Below are 26931 nucleotides of genomic sequence, written 5' to 3'. Positions count from 1 at the left end.
GCGCGGCAGAACCGTCGGTCTGCGGCGCATTCGATGGTGTGGTCACAGCGGACCGCCCCCTCCCCAGATCGGTTGCGCGGTACGGGGTGGCGCGAATCGTGTGCGGTTGAGCAGATCGGAGAGCTCGCGGGCGTGGTCGCGGAGCGCACGCGTCAGTTCGACGAGGTCGGCGCGCGTTCCGTCCGCGCCGACGTGGCTGAGATCGGCGGGATCACACCGTCGTAGCTCTGCTGCCATCTCCTCGACGGCACGTTCGGCCGCCGCCGAGCGTATCGCTTCGGGTAGCGCGGTGAGATCATCGCGCATCCTGCTGAGCTGGTAGATCATCGCGCGCGGGTTCGTCTCGTCGAACATGAGCAGTTCTGCGACGGCTTCCGCGCGGTAGAGACCACGGTTGCGTCGTCGGTAGATCACCGACGATTCAGTGGCACTGAGGAACGATTCCAGCAGGGTCTGCTCCATGTCGAGGGGATGTTCCTGGGCGAACAGCGATCTGGTGAGGTCCGCGAGGGTGATGACCCGCTCGATGCGCCTGCCGAGGTCCATGAGCAGCCATGCGGCGTCGTGGACCATCGACTCGGCCTGCAGGCCCGACAGCGCGAGAGCGCCGTGCAGGATGTTCTCGTGGGTGCGGGCGAGGTCGGGTCCGAGATCGAGTGCTGCGTCGCCGAAGACCCCTGTGCCCGCTCCGACGTCGTCGCGCGCACGTTCGATCTGGCGGGTCATCGACTCGAGTGCCCGCTCCATGGGTGTGAGCACCATCCAGGTGCTCGTCGACATCTGATCGCGGACGGCTCGAGCGGTGGCGACGAGTCGTTCCGTCGAATGTGCGATGGTGCCGGGCGTGTAGCGGTTGACGGTCAGTTCGGCGATCTTGACTATCGCCTCGTTGACCTGTTCGAGCGACGACAGGGCCGAGTCGTCGTCGAGCAGCGACTCGCGGGTACCGAGGAGACCTGCGGTACCGGTCACTTCGGCGACCGCGTGCAGGAACAACGGCACGGCGGCGGTCCCCGACATCCACGGTCGGTACTGGAAGTCCTGGTAGCGCTCGCGCGCGACCTTGGCCAACCGGGTGACCGACTCGGTGCGCTCCCCGTATCGGCCGAACCAGAACATGTCGGCTAGCACACGGGGGCTCGCCGCCGCGGCGATGTCTGAGTAGCTGGTCGAGGTGGGCCGTGCGGCGATGGTGACCACGTCGTCGGGTTCGCCTCCGCGTAGTTCCGTGCGCCGCGAGACATGGCCTCCCACATCCGGATTGGTGACCCAGATGTCCTTGGCTGCGATGGAGGCCAGCGATGCGCCTATCACGCCGTCGGCGAGAACCGATCCCAACCCGCCGGGCATCACCGCGTAGGTGGGACCCTGCGTGACCGAGAACGCACGCACCGACACCGGCGCGGCGCGAAGGGTCCCACGGCCCTGTGTCGGCAGCGCAGCCTCGGTCAGACTCGGCGCGACCGAGTAGGCCTCGACCTCCCGGCCCACCCACTGCCACGTGTCCGCGCTGATCCGCGCGCGCAGCGTGTCCTTGGTGGCCGAATCGGTCGCAGGACCCACGAATTCCTCTCCCGTGCGGAAGTTCGTCAGGACGAGCGAGTCGAGAGACGCAAGCATCTTCGAACGGTCGGACGCATCCCCCGCCCAGTACGTGGGTACGGCCCCGAGTGCGAGTTCCTCGTCGATGAGCATCGGTGCGACCTTGGCCAGCACGGTGTTCAAAGCCGGATTCTCGAGCACCCCGCTGCCAAGTGTGTTGACGACGGTGACGTTTCCGCGCGAGATGGCCTCGACGAGGCCGGCGACGCCGAGCCGTGAGTTGGTTCGTAGATCGAGTGGATCGCAGTAGGCGGCGTCGACGCGGCGCAGCAGGACGTCGACCCGCTTGTACTTGCCGAGAGACCGCATGTAGAGCGCACCGTCGCGGACGGTGAGGTCGGCGCCCTCGACCAGCGGGAAACCGAGGACCGACGCCAGATACGCCTGGTCGAAGAAGGTCTCGGACATGCTGCCGGGACTGAACACCGCGACTGTCGGGTCGTCGACGCCAGGCGGGGCGTAGTCGGTCAGCGCGAGCCGCAGCGTGCCCGCGAAGGTGGACATCGGGCGGGGTGCGCAGCGTTGGAACAGTTGCGGGAACGTGCGTGAGATCAGTCGCCTGTCGGCGATGGCGAACCCGACTCCCGACGGCGCCTGCGTGCGGTCGCCGTAGACGGCGAAGGTCCCATCCGAGAGCCGTCCGAGGTCGAGGGCGTGCAGGAACAGTGCATGCGGGCCCGCGACCTCCAGCCGAGCGGCCTTGCGAATGTAGCCCGGGTGGCCGAAGACCATCTCGGGCGGGATCAGGCCAGCGTTGATGGTCTTCTGGTCGCGGTAGATGTCGCGCAGGATCAGATCGAGCAGCGTCGAACGCTGGGTGATCGCCTTTTCCAGTTCTGCCCATTCGACGCCGTCGACGATCAGCGGCACGGCGTCGAGCAGCCACGGACGCGGGACGGTCGTGGTGCCCTCGACCTGGTTGTAGACCACGCCCTCGTCGGAGACCGCCGACGCCAGGCGGGCGGCCGAGGCGCGCAGTCGGGCGTCGCCCCGCAGCTCATAGCCCGCGACGAGGTCTTCCCATGCCGGCCGGGTCACGCCCGTGGCGTCGAGTACCTCGTCGTAATGATTGCGCGCGGCAGCCGGTGCGACACCGTCCCGCAGCTGCCCGAGATCGAACAGCGTGTAACCGTCGGACCGGTATCTGTCGAACACCGCGGGCACACCGCCACCCGCTGAAACAGTCACCGAAGAACTGTACGTGCCCGGCGCAGATCCAGGATCGTCGGGACCCCACTGTCGGTGGCCATGCGGGCGACCCGCTCACGCAGGAGACCGACGTCGACGGAGCCGCTGGTGTGCCCGGCGGCCTCGAATCGGCCGTTTCGCCGGGACTCGGCCTCCACGGCGTTGACCGGCGGGCGGTCGTAGGCGCGCCCACCCGGATGCACGACGTGGTAGGTCGCACCACCGACGGACCGACCCGCCAGGGTGTCGACCAGATCGAAGGTCAGTGGTGTGTCGATGCTGATGGTCGGGTGCAGGGCACTCGGCGGCTGTCAGGCACGGAAGCGGATTCCCGCGACCCGTTCGCCCGGTCTGCCCGTGCTGGTCAGCGGGATGGGATAGCCGTTGCACGTCAACACGAAACGCTCGTCCTCGGCGCCCTGCACACGCACCTGCACGCGCTCGATCGACGAGTCGACGTACCGCGCCGTACCGGTGCCGGTCGACTCCTCACCGAGCGTGTTCCACGGTTCGATGGCGCCGCGCAGCTCGACCTCGTACTCGCGGATCGCGACCGTGCCGAGCCGTGGGAAGCGGAATTCCGTGAAGGGGTCGAGCCAAGCGGTGTCGAACGGATAGCCGGCCTCGCGGAGTTCCTCTGCCACCTGTGCGATGTCGGCGATGACGTAGTGCGGCAGCAGATGCTTGCCGTGCAGGTCTGCGCCGTGGCGGATGAGCCTGCTGCGGTAGGGCTTCTCCCAGAACCACGAGACCAGCGAACGGACGAGCAGCGACTGCACCATCGCCATGCGGTGATGCGGGGGCATCTCGAATCCGCGCAGTTCGAGCAGCCCGAGCCTGCCGCGTGCCGAGTCGGGACTGTAGAGCTTGTCGATGCAGAACTCGGCCCGGTGGGTGTTGCCGGTGATGTCGGTGAGCAGATGCCGCAACGCGCGGTCGGTGACCCACGGGTTGGGCGGGGCGTCAGCTCCGCGCGCAGGCTCTCCCTTCACTGCGAGCCGGTCGATCTCGGCGAACGCGATCTCCATCTCGTAGAGCGACGACTCGCGCCCCTCGTCCGCGCGCGGCGCCTGCGACGTCGTCCCGATGAACTTGCCACTGAACAGGTAGGACAACGACGGGTGGCGCTGCCAGTACGTCAGCATCGAGACCAACAGGTCCGGGCGGCGCAGCAGCGGCGAATCCGCGGGGGTCGAACCGCCGAGCGTGATGTGGTTTCCGCCGCCGGTGCCCCCGTGGCTACCATCGAGATCGAACGTCTCGGTGCCCAGACGGGCGTGCCGCGCGTGGTCGTACAGCGAATCGAGCAGCTCGGCCTGCTCGGCGAAACTGCTCGTCGGCTGGACGTTGACCTCGATGACGCCCGGGTCAGGGGTCACCGTCAGCGTCGTGAGCCGGGCGTCGGCCGGCGGGCCGTAGCCCTCGACGACGACCGGGGTGTCGATCGCTGCAGCCGCATTCTCGATCATCTCGACGATCGCCAGATACTCCTCGAGTTCGGCGGTCGGCGGCAGGAACACGTACAACACGTCTCCACGCTTCTCGGCGACCAGCGCGGTGCGCGGCACGAAGGCGGCGGGACTGACGTCGGTGACGGTGCGGCCCAGTGCTTCTACCACATCGTCGGGCAGCGGATCCGCGCGTACGGAGGGGTCGGCTTCGTAGAGGACGGGCGCCGGACCCCACGACAACGAGTTGAGCGGGAGTCGCAGCCCAGCGGGCGAGGTGCCGGGCGTGAGCACCAGGCGTCCGCGCCGCGTCGTCCAGCGTGCGCTCTGCCACGCCGTGCCGTCCTCGGAACGGCTCAGCGGCAGGACGAATGCCGTGGGGTCGGTGACCGACGCATCCAGCGAGGCGAGCAGTTCACGACGCGCCTCGGTGGAATCGTCGGCCGGCTCGATGTCGGAATCGGCGTCGACCGCCGCTGCCGCGGCACTCGCCCACGCCGCCGCACGCGCCGCGGGGAGTGTGGGGTCCGAACCCGGGTCGCCCGGCGGGAGTGCCGACAACTCGCGCATCCGCACCAACGGATCCTCGAATGCGGGCATCACCTGCGAGCCGGGCAGCCCCAGCGCGGAGGCGAACGCCGACAGCAGTTTCTCGGCCGACGGGTCGGCACCGGAACCCGGTTTCGGTCCAGACGCTTCGAGCGACATCGCCTCGGCTGCCTTGGCCCTGGTCTGCCACGGGTCGGCGAGTAGGTCACGTCGACGCCAGATCGGCTGACCGTCGGTCCGCCACATGACAGCGATCTGCCAGCGCGGCAACGGTTCTCCCGGATACCACTTGCCCTGACTGCGCTGCACCAGGCCCGTGGGCGCGTAGTCGTCGGCGAGGCGGCCGGCAAGCTTCGACGCCAGCTCCCGCTTGTGCGGCCCGTCGGCGGCGGTGGTCCACTCCGGGTCGCTCTGGTTGTCGAGTGAGACGAACGTCGGCTCACCACCCATCGTGAGCCGGACGTCGTTCTCGGCCATCTTCGCGTCGACCGCCGCACCGAGTTCGACGACCCGATCCCACTGGGATTCGGTGTAGGGCAACGTAACCCGAGGGTCCTCGTGGAAACGGGTGACGGTGTTGGAGAAGTCGAGCGTCGCGTGGCACGGTCCCGTGGCACCGGTGATCGGAGCGGCGCCGCCGGGCGTCGGCGTCGCGGCGAGCGGGATGTGCCCCTCGCCCGCGAACAGACCTGACGTCGGGTCCATGCCGACCCAACCCGCGCCGGGAAGATAGACCTCGGTCCACGCGTGCAGATCGGTGAAGTCGGCGGCGGGGCCCGATGGGCCGTCGAGTGACTTCACGTCGGAGGTCAGCTGCACCAGGTAGCCGGACACGAAACGCGCGGCGAGACCGAGTTCACGCAGCAGGGCCACCAGCAGCCACGCCGAGTCGCGGCACGAGCCGATGGCGCTCGAGAGCGTGAACTCCGGCGTCTGCACGCCCTGTTCGAGCCGGACCGTGTAGCCGACGGCGTCGCGCACGGCCTGGTTCAGCGACACGAGAAAGTCGATGATGCGCGTGGTCGACGTGGGCTTGTTGGCTGCGGCGAACTCCGCGACAGCGGGATGCACCGGAGCGCCCGAGAATTCACCCTCGGTGACCCCGACAGGCCGCAGGTAGACCTCGAGATCCTCGCGGAGTTCGTCGGGATAGGTGAATCCGTAGTCCTCGGCCCAGTCCTCGATGAAGAAGTCGAACGGGTTGATCGCCGTGAGGTCGGCGACGAGACTCACGGTGATCGACAGCGACGACGACGGCTCCGGAAACACAAGGCGCGCCTGATAATTGCTGAACGCGTCCTGCTGCCAGTTCAGGAAGTGTCCCTCGGGCTCTACCTTGAGCGAATACGCCTCGATCGGAGTGCGCGAATGCGGGGCCGGACGCAAGCGCACCACGTGCGGGTAGATCTTGACCGGTCGATCGAACGCGTATGCCGTGCGATGTTCGAGCGCCACTTTGATTGTCACCGGTCGTCCTCCCGGAGGTCGTCGAGCAGATACGTCCCCATGGGTAGAAATCTCAGCACAGATGACGCCCGTGTGCCCGGTGTGAGGTCACCGACGCCACTGCCTGCGACGCGTCTCACGCACCGGCCGACACTTATGCGGTCAGCTTGCGGGCTTCGCCGATCCCTGGACGGGTTCCCCCTTCGGCTTGGGCTTGGCGTCGATGCCCGACTCCTTGCGCTGCGCCGCGGTGATCGGGGCGGGCGCGTCGGTGAGCGGGTCGACGCCACCGCCCGACTTGGGGAACGCGATGACCTCACGGATGGAACTCTCCCCCGCCAGCAGTGCCGTGATCCGGTCCCAGCCGAACGCGATGCCGCCGTGTGGCGGTGCGCCGTACGCGAAGGCATCGAGCAGGAAGCCGAACTTCTCCTGCGCCTCGTCGTGATCGATGCCCATGATCGCGAAGACGCGTTCCTGGATGTCGCGACGGTGGATGCGGATCGATCCGCCCCCGATCTCGTTGCCGTTGCACACGATGTCGTAGGCGTAGGCCAGTGCTGCTCCCGGATCGGACTCGAGGGTCTCGACCGACTCGGGCTTGGGCGAGGTGAACGCATGGTGCACCGCGGTCCAGGCTCCCGAGCCCACGGCGACGTCTCCTGACGCGGTGGCGTCGTCCGCAGGCTCGAACAGTGGGGCGTCGACGATCCACGTGAACGCCCAGTCGGCGGTCGCCGGATCGACCGGCTCGCCCGGTGCGGGGATGAGCCCGAGTCGCACCGCGATCTCGCTGCGCGCGGCTCCCAGAAGCGCGCGCTGTGCCTTGGCGGGACCCGCGGCGAAGAACACACAGTCGCCGGGCTTCGCGCCGACATGCGCGGCGAGGCCCTCACGCTCGGCGTCGGAGAGGTTCTTGGCGACCGGACCGCCGAGGGTGCCGTCCTCGCCGACGAGCACGTAGGCAAGGCCCTTGGCTCCGCGCTGTTTGGCCCATTCCTGCCAGGCGTCGAGTGTGCGGCGCGGCTGCGACGCACCGCCCTCCATGACCACTGCGCCCACGTACGGCGCCTGGAAGACGCGGAAGGGCGTGTCGGCGAAGAACTCGGTGCATTCGACGAGTTCGATCCCGAACCGCAGGTCCGGCTTGTCGGAACCGAAGCGCCGCATCGCGTCGGCGTAGGTCATCCGCGGGATCGGCGTGGAGATCTCGACGCCGATCAGACGCCACAGCGCCACGAGGATCTCCTCGGAGAGCGCGATGACGTCGTCCTCGTCGACGAAGCTCATCTCGATGTCGAGCTGGGTGAACTCGGGCTGGCGGTCGGCGCGGAAGTCCTCGTCGCGGTAGGCCCGTGCGATCTGGTAGTAGCGCTCCATGCCGGCCACCATGAGGAGCTGTTTGAACAGCTGCGGGCTCTGCGGGAGGGCGTAGAACGTTCCCGGTTGCAGACGCGCCGGGACGAGGAAGTCGCGGGCGCCCTCGGGCGTCGACCTGGTCAGCGTCGGCGTCTCGATCTCGACGAAGTCGTGAGCGGCCAGCACACCACGTGCAGCCGCGTTCGCCTTGGAGCGCAGTCGGATCGCCGCGGCGGGACCCTCGCGTCGCAGGTCGATGTAGCGGTAACGCAGGCGCGCTTCCTCACCGGGGCTCTCGTCGAGCTGGAACGGCAGCGGCGCCGACTCGTTGAGGACCTCCAGGTCGGTCGCATTGATCTCGATATCACCCGACAGCAGGTTGAGGTTCTCGCTGCCCTCGGGCCGCTCCTCGACGACGCCGGTGACCTTGACGACGTACTCGGCGCGCAGACGGTGAGCCTTCTCGGCGACCGACTCGTCGCGGAACACGACCTGTACCAGCCCGGAGCTGTCACGCAGGTCGATGAACACGACGCCGCCATGATCGCGGCGACGCGCAACCCAGCCGGCGACGGTGACGGTCTGCGATGCATCGGCGCGCCGCAGCGAACCGGCGAAATGCGTGCGGAGCACTGGAGTCCTTCCCTGGTGGACGTACGGGTCTTGCGAATCTCGGGCTCAATCCTACGGAGGGGGCGGCCGCCGACCGCCGCGGGTGTCCCGGCGACGTCGCAGCTCGTGTCGGTTGGGCGTGGTTCACCCGTATCGCGACCTCCTCGCCGGTAGCCTGACCTGCATGACGTTCCAAGGCAGCGGGTCGCTGGACAACAGCAACGTGTCCGGCGGCGGGGGTGGCGGCGGCTTCGGTGGCGGCGGTGGACGGATCGCGCTGGGCGGTGGTGCCGGCCTGATCGTCACGCTGGTCGCGCTCTTCCTCGGCATCAATCCGGGGCAGATCCTCGGATCGTCGTCGACGGGCCAGGGTTCGGCGAGCAGTTCGGCGAACCAGATCGACGAACACCTTGCCCAGTGCACGGTGGAGATGGCCAACACCGACGACATCTGCCGTATCAAGGCGACGACCATCAGCGTCAACCGGGTGTGGTCGGACCTGATGAAGGGCTACACGCCGCCGAAGACCGTCATCTTCAGCAATTCCGTCGACACCGGTTGCGGCGCGGCGACATCAGCGACCGGCCCGTTCTACTGCCCGGTCGACAAGACCGCCTACTTCGACCCCTCGTTCTTCGCCGAGCTGAAGAACATGGGCGGCAGCGACGGTCCGCTCGCCCAGGAGTACGTCGTCGCTCACGAGTACGGCCACCACGTACAGAACCTGACCGGCGCGCTGCAGAAGGGCCAGCAGCTCGGCTCCCACGGCCCCAAGTCGGGTTCGGTTCGCGTCGAGTTGCAGGCCGATTGTTACGCGGGCGTCTGGGCGTATCACGCAGACAAGGGCAGCGACGCCATGCTCGAACCGCTCACGACCGATCAGATCAACTCGGTCATCCAGACCGCGAAGGCGATCGGCGACGACACCATCCAGGGATCGAACTCCAATCCCGAGGGCTGGACACACGGTTCGGCGGATCAGCGGGTGCGTTGGTTCTCGACGGGCTACAAGAACGGCGACCCGCGCCAGTGCGACACCTTCTCCACGAATGACCTCTGAGGATCGCGATCACGTCGCCAGTGCGGTCGACGCGATCGCCGACGATCATCTCGCCCGCAGCGTCGAACTCGATCCGATCCTCGCCACCGAATACGGCATCGGCGGTCACGACCGCCTGCTCACCGACTTCTCCCCCGACGCTGTCGACGAGCGTGCGGCGCAGGCACGTTCGACGCTGCTGCGACTCGACGCCGCGACGCCGGTCGATCACGTCGACCGGGTCACGATCGCCACGATGCGCGCAGCTCTCAACCGGGAACGTGCACTTGCCGACGCCGGCGAACTGACCGGCGAGTGCAATGTGATCGCCTCACCGTTACAGGCGATCCGCGATGTCTTCGACCTCATGCCCACCGACACGACCGAACAGCGGGCCGACATGGTGGCGCGGATCGCTGCGATCCCGACGGCGATAGACAGCGTGATCGTCGGCCTCGGGCACCGCCGGGATGTCGGGCCCGCTCTCGCGCGTCGGCAGGTCGACCTCGTTGCGGCGCAGGCCGATGGGGCGCGCGCGGCAATCGCACAGAACACCACGGCCATCGCGTCCGACGACGCGCTCGCCACCGATCTGGCCACGGCGCTCGACGGTGCGGGCGCCGCGTTCGACCGGCTCGCCGCCCACCTGCGGACCGAGGTACTCGAGGGCGCCGACGCGGATGACGCGATCGGCCGCGATCGGTACCTGCTCCGGCTTCCCTACTATCTCGGCACCGATGTCGATCCCGACGAGGCCTATGACTGGGCGCTCGAGCGCCTCGCCGCGATCACGGCCGAACAGCAAGCGATCGCCGCCGAGATCGCGCCGGGCGCGAGCGTGACGGAGACACTCGAATTGCTCGACGCCGCGCCGCAGTATCAGCTCCACGATCGCGCGTCGTTCCTCGCGTGGATGCAGCAGACCTCCGACGAGGCGGTCGACGGACTCGCCGGCACCCACTTCGACATTCCCGGGCGTCTCACCCGACTCGAATGCCGACTGGCGCCGTCGTCGACCGGGATCATCTACTACACACAACCCAGCGCCGACCTCTCGCGCCCGGGCCGCATGTGGTGGGCGGTACCGCCGTCGCAGACGGTCTTCCACACGTGGCAGGAGAAGACCACCGTCTATCACGAGGGCGTGCCCGGCCATCATCTGCAACTCGGCGCCGCCATCGTCGACCCGGACCTCAACTCCTGGCGCAAGCTCGCGTCTTTCACGTCAGGTCACGGTGAGGGCTGGGCGCTGTATGCCGAGCGGTTGATGGGCGAGCTGGGGTGGCTCGACGACCCGGGCGACCGGATGGGCATGCTCGATTCACAGCGACTGCGCGCCGCGCGCGTCGTCGTCGACATCGGGGTCCACTGCCGCAAGTCCGCTCCCCCGTCCGTGGGCGGCGGCATCTGGAATGCCGAGAAGGCGTGGCAGTTCCTGACCGACTCGGTGGCAATGGACCGGGCGGTGCTCCGCTTCGAACTCGACCGCTATCTCGGCTGGGCAGGCCAGGCACCGAGTTACGCGCTCGGACAACGGGTGTGGGAGCAGTGCCGGGGTCAGGCGCTGGCACATCACCGGGAGTGGACGCTCAAGGACTTCCACACGAACGCGCTCGCGCTCGGCGGGGTCAGCCTTGACGTCCTGCGCGACGAGATGACCCGTTGACCAGTCGTGTCGGACGCGCCGGGGTCACTTCGGCAGGTCTGCCACTTCCTGCGGCGCAAGCGTTGCACCCCAACGCTTCTCGATGTCGGCGAAGCGCCACACCGCCAGCGAGATGACCCACGTCGCCACGAACAGTCCGACGATCACGAATCCGAGCATGTTCAGGTCGATTCCCGACACGTCGTCCCAGAAGCGACCCGTCCAGCCGAACTGATCGGCAAGCAGGCCGAGTAGTTCGATGGTGCCGATGACGAGTGCGACCGCGATCGACAGTCCGGTGATGATCAGGTTGTAGTAGACCTTGCGCACCGGATTGGCCAACGCCCACCCGTAGGCGAAGTTCATGAACGACCCGTCGATGCTGTCGAACAGACTCATACCCGCGGCGAAGATCACGGGAAGACACAGGATCGCGTACCAGGGTAGTCCCGCGGCAGCCGTCGAGCCTGCGAGCACGAGTAGCGCGACCTCGGTCGCGGTGTCGAAGCCGAGTCCGAACAGCACGCCGATCGGGTACATCTGCCACGGCTTGGTGACCAGCCGCATGACGCGCCCGAGGATGCGGTTCATGAAGCCGCGGTTGGCGAGGTGTTCCTCGAGTTGTGCCTCGTCGTAGATCCCGCGACGCATGTCCCGGAACACGCGGACGATGCCGAGGAGGATCACGATGTTGATCGCCGCGATCAGATAGAGGAAGCCGCCGGAGACGCTGGTGCCGATCAGCCCGGTGACCTGGTGCAGTGTCGAGGAGTCGTCCTCCACCGATCCGGCGAGTGCCTTGATCCCGAACGACAGCAGCACCGCGAGGCCGAAGACGACGGTCGAGTGGCCGAGTGAGAACCAGAATCCCACCGTCATCGGCCGTTTGCCCTCGCCCATGAGCTTGCGTGTGGTGTTGTCGATGGCCGAGATGTGGTCGGCGTCGAACGCGTGTCGCATGCCGAGGGTGTACGCGGTCAGTCCGATGCCCACACCGAGCGTCTTCTGCCCGACGGTGAAGTGCTCGGGCGCGACGAGGAAGACGAGCGTCCCCCAGCCGATGAGATGCAGCGCCGCGACGACGGCGACCATACCGCCGACGCTGGCCCATTCGGGCCTCGACAGCCTCGACGACAATCGCGCGGGCGAACCCTGTGTGACAGACGAACTCATGGGGCGACGATAGGCCGTGGCGCGGCCATCTGAACACCTGCTCAGATCAAAACCCGTCGTCTGGACGGGCCGCACTGTCCGAACGGATAGTCAACGCGCACAAGAGATTTCGTGTCCGATACCCGAGCATTGCCCGGTTGTTCCGGTTGCACCCCACCTCGGTCCGGTCAGGTCAGCAGCCCGCGGACCTCGTCGACGACGCCCTCCAGCGACGTCTTGTGTTGTTCGCCGTTGCCCAGGTTCTTGATCTCGATCGTCCCCTCGGCCAGCTCACGGTCGCCGAGTACCAGCGCGAGCGCGGCGCCGGACCGATCCGCAGCCTTCATCGCGCCTTTCAGACCACGGTCGCCGTAGGCGAGGTCGACACTGACGCCTGCGGCACGCAATTGTCCTGCGACGCTGACCAATTCGGCCTTGGCGTCGGTTCCCAGCGGAACACCGAAGACCTGGCAGCGCGCGGCGTCGACGTGCGCGATGCCCTCGGCCTCGAGCGCGAGCATGGTGCGGTCGACGCCAAGTCCGTATCCGATCCCGGACAGATCCTGCTTGCTGCCGAGCTGCCGCATCAGACCGTCGTAGCGACCGCCACCGCCGATGCCCGACTGCGCACCGAGACCGTCGTGGACGAATTCGAACGTGGTCTTCGTGTAGTAGTCGAGTCCGCGCACCAGGCGGGGGTTGATCACGTAGGGCACGCCGAGTTGACGCAGGTGCGAGAGCACGCTTTCGAAGTGACCGCGCGCGTCGTCGGACAGGTAGTCGAGCATCAACGGCGCGTCGGCGGTCGCCTCCCGGATGTCGGGCCGCTTGTCGTCGAGCACGCGGAGCGGATTGAGCTGTGCGCGTTGGCGAGTCGCCTCGTCGAGATCGAGCCCGCCGAGGAACTCCTGCAGCGCAGCCCGGTACGCGGGACGGCACGAATCGTCGCCGAGCGAGGTGATCTCGAGCCGGAAACCGGAGAGGCCGAGTCTGCGGTATCCCTCGTCGGCGATCGCGATGACCTCGGCGTCGAGCGCGGGGTCGTCGACCCCGATCGCCTCGACGCCGACCTGCTGGAGTTGGCGATAGCGCCCGGCCTGCGGGCGTTCGTAGCGGAAGAACGGTCCGGCGTAGCAGAGCTTGACCGGAAGCTGCCCTCTGTCGAGCCCGTGCTCGATGACGGCACGAACCACACCCGCAGTTCCTTCGGGGCGAAGTGTGACCGAGCGTCCGCCGCGGTCTTCGAAGGTGTACATCTCTTTGCTGACCACGTCGGTGGACTCGCCGACGCCGCGTGCGAAGAGCCCGGTGTCCTCGAAGATCGGCAACTCGATGTGACCGTAACCGGCGCGACGAGCGGCGTCGGTGAAGGTGTCGCGCACACGACGGAAGTCAGCCGACGCCGGCGGGTAGTAGTCGGGGATGCCCTTCGGTGCGACGAAGTCGGCGCTCACAGTCTCCTGCTTCCCTTCTGTCGGCTCGACGTGCCCAGATCCGTGAGAAACGGGTTGGTCGCACGCTCCTGCCCGATCGATGTCTGCGGTCCGTGACCGGGCAGCACCTGGGTGTCGTCCGACAGCGGGAGGAGCTTCGACGCGATCGAGTCGAGCAACTGCTGATGATTGCCGCCGGGCAGGTCGGTGCGTCCGATCGACCCCGCAAACAGTACGTCACCGGAGAAGCAGACCGGCACGCTGGCCGTCTGTCCCGCATCGTCGGCGATCTCGACGTCGGTGCCGAGTAGCACCGACCCCTGGGTGTGCCCCGGCGCCAGATCGACACTGAATCTGATGCCTGCGACCTCGATCGGCTCGCCGTCGACGAAGTCGACGACCTTCTCAGGCTCACGGAAGGTCAGCGGGCCGATCATGGCGCCGAGTGCGCTGCCGAGACCCACCGCGGGGTCGGCGAGCATCGGTCGGTCGGCGGGGTGGATGTAGGCCGGGATGCCGTAGGCATCGCAGACGTCGGCGGCGTTCCAGGTGTGGTCGAGGTGTCCATGGGTGAGCAGCACGGCGACCGGCGTGAGATCGTTCTCGCGGAGGAGTTCGGTGACCTTGTCGGCCGCCTCCTGCCCCGGGTCGATGACGATCGCCTCCGCGCCGGGCTCGGGCGCGACGATGTAGCAGTTGGTCTGGAACATCCCCGCGGGGAATCCGGTGATCAGCATGTGCGCTCCTGGGCTGGACGGCGGGTGTGGCGCGGCGACGCACCACTCCTGACCCTCCATTCTGGACTATCCGGCCGTGGTGCCCGACGCCCGTCCGGCACACCTGCCTGGGGAACTCTCAGGGTGTCCTGGCACACTTGCGTGTCGATACAGCCGTGTCGCCTCATACGCACCGACAGACGTCTCAGGAGGGTTCACCAGCGTGACCACCAACGAGGAACGCCGCGAAGCCGCCAAGCGGAAGCTCGAGGAGAGGCTCGAACGCGAGCGTCAGGATCGCAAGCGTCGGCGGATCATCATCGCATCGGTCTCGACGGTGCTGGTGGTGGCTGTCGTCGCAACGGCGACCACGTTGATCGTCAAGAAGGTGCTCGACGATCGCGAAGCCGCACGGTGGACGTCCTGCGAGTATCAGGATCAGCCGGACCGCCTGAAGCCGATCCCCACGGATCCGCCGCAGGGCGTGCCCGCGGAGCAGCACGACGAGTACCGCAAGTACGCGGCGGAGATGAACAAGATGATCAACGAGGGCATCCCCAAGAAGCGGACCGCCCCCAAGCCCGGCGATCGTCAGCTCAAGTCCGGCGACGTCTCTGCAACATTCGACACCTCGCAGGGAGCCATCCCGATCACGCTGACCCGTGACTCGGCTCCGTGCAACACCGGTGCCGTGATCTCGCTCATCCGGCACGACTACTACAACGACACCCCGTGCCACCGGATGACAACGAGCGACGCACTGAAGGTGCTGCAGTGCGGCGATCCGACGGGCACCGGCGCCGGCGGGCCCGGTTGGAGCAGCCCCGACGAGCCGCCGACCAACCTCAAGCCGGCCGGTCAGCCGAATCCGATGAGCGGCCAGCAGTCGGTGACCTATCCGCGTGGCACGATCGCGATCGCCAACAGCAATCAGGGTGGTCAGAGCAGCAATACCGGTTCGAGCCAGTTCTTCCTGGTCATCTCCGACAGCCAGCTCCCAGCCGACTACTCGGTCGTCGGCAAGGTCGACCCCGAGGGCCTGAAAGTCCTCGACAAGGTCGCCGCGGGTGGGGTCACCCCGGGACCGTCCGGCGAGGCCAGCGACGGCAAACCCAAGCTCCCGGTGCAGATCAACACCGCGAAGATCACCGGCGGAGACCTGGGCTAGGCCCGGCTCAGCGCACAGTCGACGACAGGAGGCGCACAGTCGGCGGGACACCCCGCGACTGTGCGCCTCCTGCGGTCGAGCGGGCACCGCCTGCAGCCGAGCGGGCACCTCCTGCGGTCGAGCGGGCACCTCCTGCAGCCAAGCGGGCACCTCCTGCAGCCAAGCGGGCACCTCCTGCAGCCGAGTGTGCGCCTCCTGCGGTCGAGCGGGCGCCTCCTGCGGTCGACTGTGCGCCCGGGACGCCCCCGAACGGGCGCGGCTAAGCGGCAGACGTCACCCGGTAGACGTCGTAAACGCCCTCGACGTTGCGCACCACGTTGAGCACGTGGCCAAGGTGTTTCGGATCACCCATCTCGAAGGTGAACTTGCTGACTGCGACGCGGTCTCGGCTGGTCGTCACCGACGCCGAGAGGATGTTCACCTTCTCGTCGGCGAGCACCTTGGTGACGTCGGACAGCAGTCGATGACGGTCGAGGGCCTCCACCTGGATCGCGACGAGGAACACAGACTCCGGTGAGGGCGCCCAGGTCACCGGGATGATGCGCTCGTCCTGTCGACGCAGCTCACCGGCGTTGGTGCAGTCGGTGCGGTGTACGCTGACTCCCCCGCCTCGGGTGATGAAGCCGAGGATGTCGTCGCCGGGCACGGGCGTGCAGCACTTGGCGAGCTTGATGAGGATGTTGTCGATCCCCTCGACGACGACACCGGCATCCCCGCCCGCACGCGTCCGCGACGGCATCGTCGACAGCGTCGACCGCTCGGCGATCTCCTCGGCGGCGTCGTCGATTCCGCCCAGTGACGAGACGAGCCGATTGACGACGTGCCGCGCGGACACGTGATTCTCGCCGACCGCGGTGTACAGCGCGGTGACGTCTGCGTACCGGAGTTCCTTGGCGATCGCAGCCATCGACTCAGCACTCATGAGCCGTTGCAGCGGCAATCCGCCTCGGCGGACCTCCTTCGCAATCGCGTCCTTACCTGTCTCGAGAGCCTCTTCTCGACGTTCCTTCGCGAACCACTGGCGGATCTTGGCCTTCGCGCGTGGCGAGACCACGAAGTTCTGCCAGTCCTTGCTCGGGCCTGCGTTGGGCGCCTTGGAGGTGAACACCTCGACGACCTCGCCGTTCTCGAGCTGGCGTTCGAGCGCGACGAGGCGTCCGTTGACGCGTGCGCCGATACATCGATGTCCGACCTCGGTGTGCACGGCGTAGGCGAAGTCGACCGGCGTCGATCCCGCCGGAAGCGTGATGACGTCGCCCTTCGGGGTGAAGACGAAGATCTCCTTGACCGCGAGGTCATAGCGCAGCGACTCGAGGAATTCTCCCGGGTCTGCAGCCTCCCGCTGCCAGTCGAGAAGCTGACGCATCCACGCCATGTCGTCGATCTCGGCCGCATCGGACTTGCGTCCCTTGCGATCTCGATAACCGCTCTCCTTGTAGCGCCAGTGCGCCGCGATTCCGAACTCGGCGGTGCGGTGCATGTCGTTGGTGCGGATCTGCACCTCGAGAGGCTTGCCCTCCGGCCCGATGACGGTGGTGTGCAACGACTGGTACACACCGAACCGCGGCTGCGCGATGTAGTCCTTGAACCGTCCGGCCATGGGCTGCCACAGCGAGTGCACCACGCCGACCGCCGCGTAGCAGTCGCGCACGTCGTCGCACAGGATGCGCATGCCGACGAGGTCGTGGATGTCGTCGAAGTCGCGGCCCTTGACGATCATCTTCTGGTAGATGGACCAGTAGTGCTTGGGTCGGCCCTCGACCGTCGCGGTGATCTTCGCCGACGACAGCGCATTGTTGATATCGGCGCGCACGCGTGCGAGATAGGTGTCGCGTGACGGTGCGCGGTCGGCGACGAGCCGGACGATCTCCTCGTAGCGTTTGGGGTGCAGAATCGCGAACGAGAGGTCCTCGAGCTCCCACTTCACCGTCGCCATGCCGAGTCGATGGGCAAGTGGCGCAATCACTTCGAGCGTCTCGCGCGCCTTGCGCGCCTGCTTCTCCGGAGGCAGGAAGCGCATGGTGCGCATGTTGTGCAAGCGGTCGGCGACCTTGATGACCAGCACCCGCGGATCGCGCGCCATCGCGATGATCATCTTGCGAATCGTCTCGGCCTCGGCAGCGCTCCCGAGGGCGACCTTGTCGAGTTTCGTCACCCCGTCGACGAGGTGGGCTACCTCGGCCCCGAACTCGCTCTCGAGCGCCTCGAGCGTGTAGCCGGTGTCCTCGACGGTGTCGTGCAGCAGCGCGGCGACGAGTGTCGTGGTGTCCATCCCGAGATCGGCGAGAATCGTCGCGACCGCGAGCGGATGGGTGATGTACGGGTCCCCCGACTTCCGCTTCTGGCCACGATGACGTTCGTCGGCCACGTCGTAGGCGTGCTGCAACAGCGCGATGTCGGCTTTGGGATAGATCTCACGATGGAGCGTGACCAGCGGCTCCAGGACCGGACGTACCGAGCTACGGGTCGCGGTCATTCGTCGTGCGAGCCGAGCGCGCACCCGTCGCGACGCCGAGGCGTGGGTGGTGTCGGCGGTGGTGGCGGCGTCGGCGGGCGATCCCGCGTTGGAGGGGCGAGCAGGGGTGTCGGCCGGCACCCGGTTCGACGCCGCGGGGCCGGAGTCGGCGGGCGTCTGTTCGACGGGGCCGGTCGGCGCTACCCGCTCACGAGCGATGGCTGCCTCGGTCTCGTTCGCCATGCTGCCTCCTTGTCGCGGCGCGTGATTCTCACGGACATCTGGAATGTCGATACCGTTGTCCATCGCTGGGAAACAACACCGTAGTCACCGAGTCTAATCCGCGCTCGACGCCCGGCACCGGGGACGGCCGCACGAGCTGTACGCATGGTGGAACCGTCAGCGATCGTCGGTGATCGCGTGCAGGCTCACGTCCGGCCCGAGTTCGCCGGCGATCTTCGCACGTCCGCCGAGATCGGCGAGTTCCATGATGACGGCAACCCCGACGACGGACGCTCCCGCCAGATCCATGAGCTTCGACGCCGCGACCGCGGTGCCGCCGGTCGCCAGCACGTCGTCGACGACGAGGATTCGGCTGCCACTGATGTCGATCCCGCTGGCAGGAATCTCCAGCCGCCCCTGCCCGTACTCGAGGTCGTAGTCGACGCCGTAGACCGGCGGGGGCAGCTTGCCGCCCTTGCGGACCGCAAGGATTCCCACACCCAGTTCCTGGGCGACAGCGCCGCCGACGAGAAACCCGCGGGCGTCGATCCCCGCGACGAGGTCGATGCCGGAGCACCCGTGGGTCAGCGCGGTCACGATCGACGAGAACCCCACGGTGTCGGCGAGCACGGGCGTCAGATCACGGAACAGAATGCCCGGCTTCGGGAAATCCGGGACCGTACGTTCATGCTCCGCGATGGCAGCGCGTGCCCGTCGAATCGCATCGCGCGTGATGTCGTCTGATGCCGCGTTCGCGTGCCCGCTACTCACAGCTCACTCACCGCTGACCCACCGATCCATGTTCCATCCCGTCCCGTTGCGGCCCAGTCCGGCCACGACATTGTGGACTCGATCATTCCATCGCCGCACGCGTGGGGCAGCGAACAGCGGGATCGACGGTACGTCCGCCCAGGCCGCGGCCTCGATCGTCCTGACGAGCCCCAACTGGTCGCTGCCGAGGCTGCCGACGCTGCGTGCGGCGATTGCATCCGACACCTGCTGATCGTCGAATCCGTTGATGTCCAACGGATCTCCACCGAACAACTGATAGGCGTCCCTGCTGGGATCTGCCGCTCCTGCCGCTGCGAACGACGTTCCGCCGACGACGATCGCCGCATCGGCCGTCTTGCCGAGGTCGCCGATCCCGAACTGCGGGGACGACACATCGGTGACCGAGATCCCGGCAGCACCGCACGAGTCGGCGACGGCCGAGACCATCTGCCGCTGCCGGTCGCCCGGCGCGAGGTACCCGATCCGCACACGAATCCCCGAGTTCTTACCGGCACCGGCGAGAAGCTCCCGCGACTTGGCGGCGTTGGCGCGCAGATAACCCTGCCCGAATTCACTGTTGATGCTCGAGGCCAGTCGATCAGCGGGCGCGAGCGTACGCAGATTCCACAACTGGGCGCCCTGACCGAACTTCCGCGTCAGCACATCGCGTGGCACGCAGCTGGCGAACGCCTGTCGGACAGCGGCGTCGGCGAAGACACCACGCCGCGACAGCACCAGCTCTTCAACGCCGAGCGCACGCCCGGGGGCATCGCGTGCCTGCACCTGGCCTGCGGAGTTCTGGTCGCTACGCGCGGCGTCGCCGTCGGTGAGGCCGGCTGTGACATCGGCGACGTCGTAGGAGTTGCCGGTGATGAGCCGAGCCGAGTCCGATCTGCCGTGCACCAGGATGCGCGAGACCTTCGGCGCGTCGCCCCACCACTTGGAGTTGGGCACGAGGAGCACGCCGGAGTCGGTGACGTCGGAGATCTCGTACGGTCCCGACGACGGCATCGCGTCGACGTCGACGGCTCCGACACGAAGCTCGAATGCCGACCTCCACGCCTTCGCGATCCTTCTGATCGTCGGGCGATTTCCCGACCGGATCGGTGCCAGCACATCGCCGACGCCCGCGCTGCGGGCAACGACCTGAGCAGGCATCAGGGTGCCCGCCCCGAACAGCGATCGCCAGTCACGATAGTCACGGCCACGTTCGAAGGAGACGGTCGCCCGCTTGCTCCCGGCGTCGCAATCGATCTTGTCGATGTCGCGGTAGCCGGCAGTGGTGGCCGCTCCGAATTCGGGATAGCGCCCGTTCATCGCGGTCCATGCCAGTACGAGGTCGTCACAATCGAGCGGGGTCCCGTCGGAGAACGCGGCGTCGGGTGTGAATTGATACGTCAGCGTCTGCACGGCTCCCGGCTGGGCGGTGACGGTGCCGATGTCGCGATCGGGCGTCACCTGGCCCGACGCGCCGAGAAAGCTGAAGCCCGGTAACACCCTGCTGGTCAGCATCAGCGCACCATCGGCGTTGCCGTCTGCGGTGTTCGCGTTGGCAGTGCTCAGACGCGCATCGGTGAGGTAGTCGAGGGTCGGTGGCGGGTCGTCGCCACAGGCGCTCACCACGCCGACCATGGCGAGTCCCGCCAGCACTATCGCGAGCACTCGCGTGCCGCGTCGGGAAATCACTCCCGCGCCTATCGGGAACGTCGGCGCTTGCCGGTGGGAGTCTGCGGCTGCTCCCCCGCCTCCAACTCGCTTCGGCCGTGACGCGCGCTCGGCCGTCCGCGGACAGAACGCTCGGTCGACGCGACGTCCTCACCGGAGTCGACCGCCTCGCGACGCTGCAGCACGCGCGCAGTGTGCCGCTTGATCTCCGAGCGGCGCTCCTTGAGCGTCACCAGAAGCGGAGCAGCGAGGAAGATCGACGAGTAGGTACCGACGACGACGCCGACCAGCTGGATGAGACCGAGGTCCTTCAGCGTGCCGACGCCGAGGAGCCACACGGCGATGACCATGAGGGCGATGATCGGCAGTACCGAGATGACAGTGGTGTTGATCGAACGCATCAGGGTCTGGTTGATCGCGAGATTGGCCTGCTCGGCGTACGTGCGGCGCGTCGTCTGCAGCACCGACCGCGTGTTCTCGCCGACCTTGTCGAACACCACGACCGTGTCATACAGGGAGAAGCCCAGGATGGTGAGCAAGCCGATGACGGTTGCGGGGGTGACCTCGAAGCCGACAAGGGAGTAGATACCCGCGGTGCAGACGATGTCGAACAGCAGCGACGCGAGTGCCGCGACAGACATCTCCCTGTCGAAGCGGATGGCGATGTAGACGAACACGATCACCAGGAACACCGCCAAGGCGATCAGCATCTTCTCGGTGATCTCTTTGCCCCAGGTCGAGCTCACCTCCGAGATGCTCACATCCTGGTTGGTGAGTTCAGGGCCGAAACGATCGGTGAGTGCCGCGGTGACTGCCGATGCCTGCTGCGGCGTCAACGTGTCAGTCCGCACCTGAACGGTCTGGCTGGCTCCCGAGCCCGCGGTTTGCACCGCTTCCGGAGCGCTGCCGAGCGCCTTGGTGGTGACGTCTTCGACGGACTGACTGGTCACGCCCTGCGTCACTGGGATGGAGATCTGTGTTCCGCCCTCGAACTCGATGCCGAAGGAGAATCCGCGGATCGCGATCGACGCAACGCAGATGATGACGATCACCAGACTCACGAGGTACCACATGCGTCTGCGTCCGACGATCTCAAAGGCGCCCGTGCCCGTGTAGAGCCGGGACAGGAACGACCTGTTGGTGTCGGCGACGAAGTCGGCGTCGCTGCCGGTGGCCGGAGTCGGGGCCGAAGCGTCGCGCGTGTCGTTGGTGGTTGTCATTTCGACGATCCTTCTGCAGACGATCCGTCTGCGGACGATCCTTGTCCGACGGCCTGCTTGTTCTCGGTAGCGGCTCTGTCCGTCCGGGCGGCCCGCTGGCGTCGCTGACGTGCGACCTCGCTCACCGCCCCGAGTCCGTTGACCTTCGGTCGTGAGAGGAAGTCGTTTCTGCTCGCGAGGACGACCAGCGGATGGGTGACCAGAAACACGACGACGACGTCGAGAATGGTGGTCAGACCGAGCGTGAAGGCGAAGCCGCGCACCTCGCCGATCGCGAGGATGTAGATGACGGCGGCTGCGATGAAGCTGACGGCATTGCCCGACCAGATGGTGCGCCGGGCGCTCGCCCAGCCGCGAGGCACCGCCGAACGGAAACTTCGTCCCTCACGCATCTCGTCCTTGATGCGTTCGAAGTAGACGACGAACGAGTCGGCGGTCATGCCGATACCGATGATCAAACCGGCGATGCCCGCGAGGTCGAGGGTGAATCCGATCCATCGGCCGAGGAGCACGATGATTCCGTAGACCGCCGCCCCGGCGAGAATCAGCGAGAGGATCGTCAGGAAGCCCAGCGCGCGGTAGTACAGCAACGCGTAGATGAACACGGCGATCAGACCGATGAGACCTGCGATCAGACCTGCGCGCAGCGACTGGAGGCCGAGGGTGGCCGACACGGTCTCTGCGTCGGACGTCTTGAACGAGAGCGGTAGTGAACCGTACTTCAGGACGTTGGCGAGGTCACTGGCCTCGGACTCGTTGAACGATCCCGTGATCTGCGTCTTGCCGCCGGAGATCTGCGAATTGATCGTCGCTGCGGACACCACCCGGCTGTCGAGAACGAATGCTGTGGTGTTGCCGATGTTCTTGGCGGTGAAGTCGCTCCAGGTCTGCGCGGCATTCGGTTTGAAGTCGAGATACACCGTCCACGCACCGGTCTGCTGGTCCGATCCCGAACTTGCAGAACTGATGTCACGACCGTCGATGATCTGCGGCGCGAGCAGGTAGACCTGCTTGCCGTCCTCGGAACACGCGACGAGGTATTCGTCGGAACGGTCGTTGCCCAGCAGCGGATCATTGGCGCCGGTCGAACAGTCCATCTTCGACATGTAGGCCTTCAGGCCGTCGGTGTTGGCACCTGCGGGAACCTGCCGGAGCTTGCGCTGCTCCTCGATTGCCCTGGCCGCCTGATCAGCAGGCTGCTCGTCGGTAGGCTCCTGGGCGGTGTTCTGCTTCGGCTGCGGAGTCGCCGCCTGCACCTCGACGACCGGGCGGACGAACAGCCGCGCGGTCTGTCCCAGCGTCTTGGCCTGTGCGCCGTCCTGACCGGGAACCGTGATGATCAGGTTGTTGCCGTTGACGACCACCTCGGAACCGGACACGCCGAGACCGTTGACGCGCTGCTCGATGATCTGCTTGGCCTGGTCGAGCTGCTCACGAGTGGGTGGGTTACCCGACTCGGTGCGCGCGGTCAGGGTGACGCGGGTGCCGCCCTGGAGATCGATGCCGAGCTTCGGCTCCGGTGAACCGCCGCCGGTGAAGAAGATGAGCGCGTAGATCACCGCAAGCAGGACGAAGAACAGCGTCAACGGACGCCACGGTGGGATCTCACGCGATGGCGACCGCCGCTTCTTCGCTGGCTTTGTGGTCGACGACCCTCGTTTGGTGGTCGACGACCCTCGATTCTTGGTCGACAACTCTGTCGCCCGGCGAGGGGTGGTCACGTTGTTCTCGATCTCCTTCAGCGCGCGTCAGATGGCCGCCGGCCACTGTACTGATCGGCCAGACGGCCGCACGCCACTCTACTGATCAGCGCCGACGCATTCACACGGCCCCACCCGGGGTCGTGTGAATCGGGCAACGTCGTGGCCACGTGCAGTGCGGTGTATCAGGTAGCGCCGTGAGCGGGGCGGTGCCGAGAGCCGGGCGGTGCCGTCACCGGGCGCAGTGATTGCAGCCGGCAGACTCGTCCTGCGTTCGGGGCTACTTCTCCGCGTCGGGAGTGCTGCCGCCCTGGTCCTTGCGCAGCGTCGCATCCGAATCGCCGCCGCCGAGGTCGTCGTCGTAGTCGACGGAGCCCTCGATGGTGGTGAACTCGTCTCCATCAGCGGTGAGCGGTGCGCTCGGCGGCACGTACCCGGGATAGGTCGCTGCGGCATCCTCGGTATGCACCACCTTCATGATGGCGAGGCGGTTCCAGCGTGTCACCACGCCCGTCGCGATCTCGACGTCGATGTAGTCCGACGACGACGAGTCGATCACGGTGCCGAACAGACCGGACGTCAGTTGGATACGGGTGCCGGTCTGGATCGAGTTCTGCATGTCCTGCATCTCGGCCGCACGCTTCTTCTGCTTGCGCATCGAGAAGAACATGAAGCCGGCGAGGAGCACGAGCAGAAGCGGGAAGAGCAGAGATTCCATGAGAAAGCGATCAGTCCTTGGTCGAATGTGGAGGTCGCGCGTCGCAGCGCGCACTCCTTCTAGTGTGCCATGCCGGGAATTCGGACATTTTGGCCTGTGCTCGGCCGTGCCCGCGCGGTGCTCGGGCGCAGCGCCGTGAACCGACAGCATCGGACGACGGGGCGGACGACTTAGAGATCGTCGAACAGTGTTTCGGCGTCTGTGTCACGCGGACGAACGCCGAAAGTGGCGTTGAGCGCACCAGCGGGCGGGGTGAGTCCGAGGTGATGCCACGCGGCCGCTGTCGCAACGCGCCCGCGTGGGGTTCTGGCGATCATCCCGGCCCGCACGAGGAACGGCTCACACACCTCTTCGACGGTGGCCGGTTCCTCTCCCACGGCGACGGCCAGCGTCGACACGCCGACGGGACCGCCCCCGAACGCCTTGATCAGCGCGTTGAGTACCGCGCGATCGAGTCGGTCGAAGCCGAGTTCGTCGACGTCGTACACGGCGAGCGCTGCCCGGGCGATGTCGACGGTGACGACGCCGTCGCCCCGCACCTCCGCGTAGTCCCGTACACGCCGCAGCAGTCGGTTCGCGATACGTGGGGTACCTCGCGAACGACTCGCGATCTCGGACGCGGCGTCGCCGCCGAGGTCGATGCCGAGAATCCCGGCCGAACGGCGCAGCACCCGGACGAGCTCGTCCGTCTCGTAGAACTCCATGTGCGCGGTGAACCCGAACCTGTCTCGCAGCGGACCGGTCAGCGAGCCCGAGCGCGTCGTCGCCCCGACGAGTGTGAACGGTGCGACGTCGAGTGGGATCGACGTCGCGCCCGGCCCCTTGCCTACGACGACGTCAACACGGAAGTCCTCCATGGCCAGATAGAGCATCTCTTCCGCGGGTCGCGCGATGCGGTGGATCTCGTCGATGAACAACACGTCGCCCTCGACAAGATTCGAGAGCATCGCCGCGAGGTCGCCGGCGCGCTCGAGCGCCGGACCCGAGGTCACCCTGATGGCAGCCCCCATCTCGGCGGCGATGATCATGGCCAGCGACGTCTTACCCAGACCTGGCGGACCCGACAGCAATATGTGATCGGGCGTGCCGCCACGGCCCCGGGCACCGTGCAGCACGAGTTCGAGCTGTTCGCACACGCGCGGCTGTCCGATGAAGTCGGCCAGCGACCGCGGGCGCAGACCTGCGTCGAGGTCGCCATCGGAGCGCACCGGGGTCGCGTTGACCTCGCGCTCGATCGGTTCGTCAGAATTCATCACGACTTCCCCAGCAGCGCAAGCGATTTCCGCAAAGCGGTGGACGCGTCGGCGTCAGGCGTCTCCGACAGCACGGCGATCACCGCCTTCTCCGCGGGCGCCGCGGTGAAGCCGAGACCGACGAGCGCCTCGGTGACCTGATCGCGCACTCCCCCACCTGCGACACCGACTGCGGCCGGACCGTCGACCGTCGGACGCTCGACCTTGTCACGAAGTTCGACGACGAGCCGCTCGGCCACCCTCTTGCCGATGCCGGGCACGGTAGTGAGCGCCTTCACGTCGGAGTCGGCGAGCGCACGCCGCAACGACTCGGGCTCGAGAACTGCGAGCGTCGCCATCGCCAGTCGTGGCCCGACGCCGGTGACTGTCTGCAGCAACGAGAACAACGCGCGCGCATCCGGCTCGGTGAAGCCGTAGAGCGTCATGGAGTCCTCGCGCACGATCATCGAGGTGAGCAGCGTCGACTCCTCGCCGCGACGCATCAGGGACAAGGTCGACGGTGTCGCGAGAACGCGATAACCGACGCCCGCGCAGTCGATCACGACGTGGTCGAGCGCGACATCGACCACGGGCCCGCGCACCGAGGCGATCATGCACCCCTCCTCTGCCGTGCGGTGTCGACACCGGTTCGCGCAGTGTCGGCGCTGGTGCGCGCACGCGCGGCGTCGATCTTCTCGCGGTGGCGCGCGGCTGCCGCCTCCGCCTGCCGTTGCGCCCGCATCATCCGTTCGGCCATGGGGCCGCGCCAACAGTGGCAGATGGCCAGAGCCAGCGCGTCTGCGGCGTCGGCGGGGCGTGGTTTGGTCTGCATACCGAGTATCCGGGTGACCATCGCGGTGACCTGAGCTTTGTCGGCTCGCCCGCTACCGGTGACCGCAGCCTTGACCTCGGAGGGCGTGTGGAAACGCACCGGGATCTCGCGCTGACCTGCCGCCAGCGCGATGACGCCACCCGCCTGGGCTGTGCCCATCGCCGTGGAGACCTGGTTCTGCGCGAAGACCCGCTCGATCGCGACGACGTCGGGCTTGTGCGTATCGAGCCAGTGCGATGCCGCCGTGTAGACCGCGAGCAGTCGCTGGGCCAACTCCATGTCGGTCGGTGTGCGCACCACGTCGACATCGAGAGCTGTCACCTGACGGCCAGCACCCGACTCGACCAGTGCGATGCCACACCGGGTCAGCCCGGGGTCGACGCCCATCACTCGCACAAACACTCCCATCACAGCGAACAGTTGTTCGAGATGTTACCGATTCGCTCCGACAGAGCGCGGGACCGACACGGCACGAAGGCGGTGCCGACCGAAGTGCCGGACGCATCGCGTAGAAGTGGAGTCGATGACGCGATTCGACCCGATCACCCCGCGCCTGTTGGTGCAGGAGTGTGTGCAACGCTGCGCTGAGCTGCCCGCAATCGCAGTGGTGGGCGTCGACGGCGCGACGGCCAGTTCGCCCGACGTGTTCGCGGGCGAGATCGTCGACGGTCTGCAGACCGGTGGTCGAGCGGCGGCCGTGGTCAGTACGGCCGACTTCATGCGTCCGGCGTCGCTGCGTCTGGAGTGGGGCAGGTCTGA

Annotated in this window: 17 protein-coding genes and 2 pseudogenes; 4 read left to right on the top strand and 15 right to left on the bottom strand. The window is 67.1% G+C overall.

The features are described 5' to 3' along the window. Positions 1-42: 42 nt before the first annotated feature. The 3 genes and pseudogenes from GOOTI_RS14575 to aspS form a co-directional block, all read right to left on the bottom strand. Complete coding sequence (locus tag GOOTI_RS14575) at positions 43-2790, bottom strand: circularly permuted type 2 ATP-grasp protein (RefSeq protein WP_039994150.1); 2748 nt, start codon at positions 2788-2790, stop codon at positions 43-45. Further along, positions 2787-6254 (bottom strand): annotated as a pseudogene (locus GOOTI_RS14570) (transglutaminase family protein). Before GOOTI_RS14570 ends, GOOTI_RS14575 begins: the two are co-directional and overlap by 4 nt. 141 nt (positions 6255-6395) lie before the next feature. Next, a complete protein-coding gene (aspS, locus tag GOOTI_RS14565; RefSeq protein WP_007239369.1) occupies positions 6396-8225 on the bottom strand; it encodes an aspartate--tRNA ligase in 1830 nt (609 codons plus the stop codon). Between the two features lie 163 nt (positions 8226-8388). Between aspS and ypfJ the strand changes: the two genes are divergently transcribed. Then, positions 8389-9264 (top strand): KPN_02809 family neutral zinc metallopeptidase, encoded by an 876-nt coding sequence (ypfJ, locus tag GOOTI_RS14560; RefSeq protein ID WP_039994154.1) that lies wholly within the window; start codon positions 8389-8391, stop codon positions 9262-9264. Beyond that, on the top strand, positions 9254-10909 hold the full coding sequence (locus GOOTI_RS14555; protein WP_007239367.1) for a DUF885 domain-containing protein: 1656 nt from the start codon (positions 9254-9256) through the stop codon (positions 10907-10909). Before ypfJ ends, GOOTI_RS14555 begins: the two co-directional genes overlap by 11 nt. A gap of 24 nt (positions 10910-10933) precedes the next feature. On the opposite strand, the gene nicT is transcribed toward GOOTI_RS14555, so the two are convergent. The 3 genes from nicT to GOOTI_RS14540 form a co-directional block, all read right to left on the bottom strand. Beyond that, on the bottom strand, positions 10934-12061 hold the full coding sequence (gene nicT, locus GOOTI_RS14550) for a Nickel transporter NicT (RefSeq protein ID WP_007239366.1): 1128 nt from the start codon (positions 12059-12061) through the stop codon (positions 10934-10936). A 167-nt stretch (positions 12062-12228) separates the two neighbouring features. After that, the gene (gene hisS / locus GOOTI_RS14545) at positions 12229-13494 is read right to left on the bottom strand and encodes a histidine--tRNA ligase (RefSeq protein ID WP_007239365.1); all 1266 of its coding nucleotides are present in this window, start codon (positions 13492-13494) and stop codon (positions 12229-12231) included. Next, a complete protein-coding gene (locus GOOTI_RS14540) occupies positions 13491-14210 on the bottom strand; it encodes an MBL fold metallo-hydrolase (protein WP_007239364.1) in 720 nt (239 codons plus the stop codon). Before GOOTI_RS14540 ends, hisS begins: the two co-directional genes overlap by 4 nt. A gap of 202 nt (positions 14211-14412) precedes the next feature. Between GOOTI_RS14540 and GOOTI_RS14535 the strand changes: the two genes are divergently transcribed. Beyond that, positions 14413-15357: a peptidylprolyl isomerase gene (locus tag GOOTI_RS14535; RefSeq protein ID WP_007239363.1), complete on the top strand. Its 945-nt coding sequence runs from the start codon at positions 14413-14415 to the stop codon at positions 15355-15357. A gap of 259 nt (positions 15358-15616) precedes the next feature. Here GOOTI_RS14535 and GOOTI_RS14530 read toward each other — a convergent pair whose 3' ends face one another. From GOOTI_RS14530 to ruvC, 9 genes are all read right to left on the bottom strand, one after another. Then, on the bottom strand, positions 15617-18055 hold the full coding sequence (locus GOOTI_RS14530) for a RelA/SpoT family protein (protein ID WP_007239362.1): 2439 nt from the start codon (positions 18053-18055) through the stop codon (positions 15617-15619). A 156-nt stretch (positions 18056-18211) separates the two neighbouring features. Beyond that, on the bottom strand, positions 18212-18805 hold the full coding sequence (locus tag GOOTI_RS14525; protein WP_007239361.1) for an adenine phosphoribosyltransferase: 594 nt from the start codon (positions 18803-18805) through the stop codon (positions 18212-18214). Positions 18806-18808: 3 nt separating this feature from the next. Beyond that, a complete protein-coding gene (locus GOOTI_RS14520; RefSeq protein WP_007239360.1) occupies positions 18809-20491 on the bottom strand; it encodes an ABC transporter substrate-binding protein in 1683 nt (560 codons plus the stop codon). An 8-nt stretch (positions 20492-20499) separates the two neighbouring features. Beyond that, a complete protein-coding gene (gene secF / locus GOOTI_RS14515; RefSeq protein ID WP_007239359.1) occupies positions 20500-21690 on the bottom strand; it encodes a protein translocase subunit SecF in 1191 nt (396 codons plus the stop codon). Beyond that, positions 21687-23411, bottom strand: a complete 1725-nt coding sequence (gene secD, locus GOOTI_RS14510) for a protein translocase subunit SecD (protein WP_007239358.1) — start codon at positions 23409-23411, stop codon at positions 21687-21689. Before secD ends, secF begins: the two co-directional genes overlap by 4 nt. 259 nt (positions 23412-23670) lie before the next feature. After that, positions 23671-24108, bottom strand: coding sequence for a preprotein translocase subunit YajC (gene yajC / locus GOOTI_RS14505; RefSeq protein ID WP_007239357.1), 438 nt, complete (start codon positions 24106-24108; stop codon positions 23671-23673). A gap of 170 nt (positions 24109-24278) precedes the next feature. Further along, complete coding sequence (ruvB, locus tag GOOTI_RS14500) at positions 24279-25361, bottom strand: Holliday junction branch migration DNA helicase RuvB (protein WP_007239356.1); 1083 nt, start codon at positions 25359-25361, stop codon at positions 24279-24281. Beyond that, positions 25361-25954 (bottom strand): Holliday junction branch migration protein RuvA, encoded by a 594-nt coding sequence (ruvA, locus tag GOOTI_RS14495; protein ID WP_007239355.1) that lies wholly within the window; start codon positions 25952-25954, stop codon positions 25361-25363. Before ruvA ends, ruvB begins: the two co-directional genes overlap by 1 nt. Then, entirely contained in the window at positions 25951-26568 is a 618-nt protein-coding gene (gene ruvC / locus GOOTI_RS14490; protein ID WP_039994153.1) for a crossover junction endodeoxyribonuclease RuvC, read from the bottom strand. Before ruvC ends, ruvA begins: the two co-directional genes overlap by 4 nt. A 127-nt stretch (positions 26569-26695) precedes the next feature. Between ruvC and GOOTI_RS14485 the strand changes: the two are divergent. Then, positions 26696-26931: pseudogene (locus GOOTI_RS14485) on the top strand (hypothetical protein); the annotation flags it as partial.

The sequence above is a fragment of the Gordonia otitidis NBRC 100426 genome, from assembly GCF_000248075.1.
GTDB classification, from domain to species: domain Bacteria; phylum Actinomycetota; class Actinomycetes; order Mycobacteriales; family Mycobacteriaceae; genus Gordonia; species Gordonia otitidis.
This window is presented reverse-complemented; position numbering and strand designations above follow the sequence as displayed.

Excerpts from the sequence above, each read along its gene's own strand:
- ypfJ (WP_039994154.1), top strand. The coding sequence starts at position 8,389 with ATGACGTTCCAAGGCAGCGGGTCGCTGGACAACAGCAACGTGTCCGGC.
- GOOTI_RS14555 (WP_007239367.1), top strand. The coding sequence starts at position 9,254 with ATGACCTCTGAGGATCGCGATCACGTCGCCAGTGCGGTCGACGCGATC.
- nicT (WP_007239366.1), bottom strand. The coding sequence starts at position 12,061 with ATGAGTTCGTCTGTCACACAGGGTTCGCCCGCGCGATTGTCGTCGAGG.
- GOOTI_RS14540 (WP_007239364.1), bottom strand. The coding sequence starts at position 14,210 with ATGCTGATCACCGGATTCCCCGCGGGGATGTTCCAGACCAACTGCTAC.
- GOOTI_RS14530 (WP_007239362.1), bottom strand. The coding sequence starts at position 18,055 with ATGGCGAACGAGACCGAGGCAGCCATCGCTCGTGAGCGGGTAGCGCCG.
- secF (WP_007239359.1), bottom strand. The coding sequence starts at position 21,690 with ATGACAACCACCAACGACACGCGCGACGCTTCGGCCCCGACTCCGGCC.
- yajC (WP_007239357.1), bottom strand. The coding sequence starts at position 24,108 with ATGGAATCTCTGCTCTTCCCGCTTCTGCTCGTGCTCCTCGCCGGCTTC.
- ruvB (WP_007239356.1), bottom strand. The coding sequence starts at position 25,361 with ATGAATTCTGACGAACCGATCGAGCGCGAGGTCAACGCGACCCCGGTG.
- ruvA (WP_007239355.1), bottom strand. The coding sequence starts at position 25,954 with ATGATCGCCTCGGTGCGCGGGCCCGTGGTCGATGTCGCGCTCGACCAC.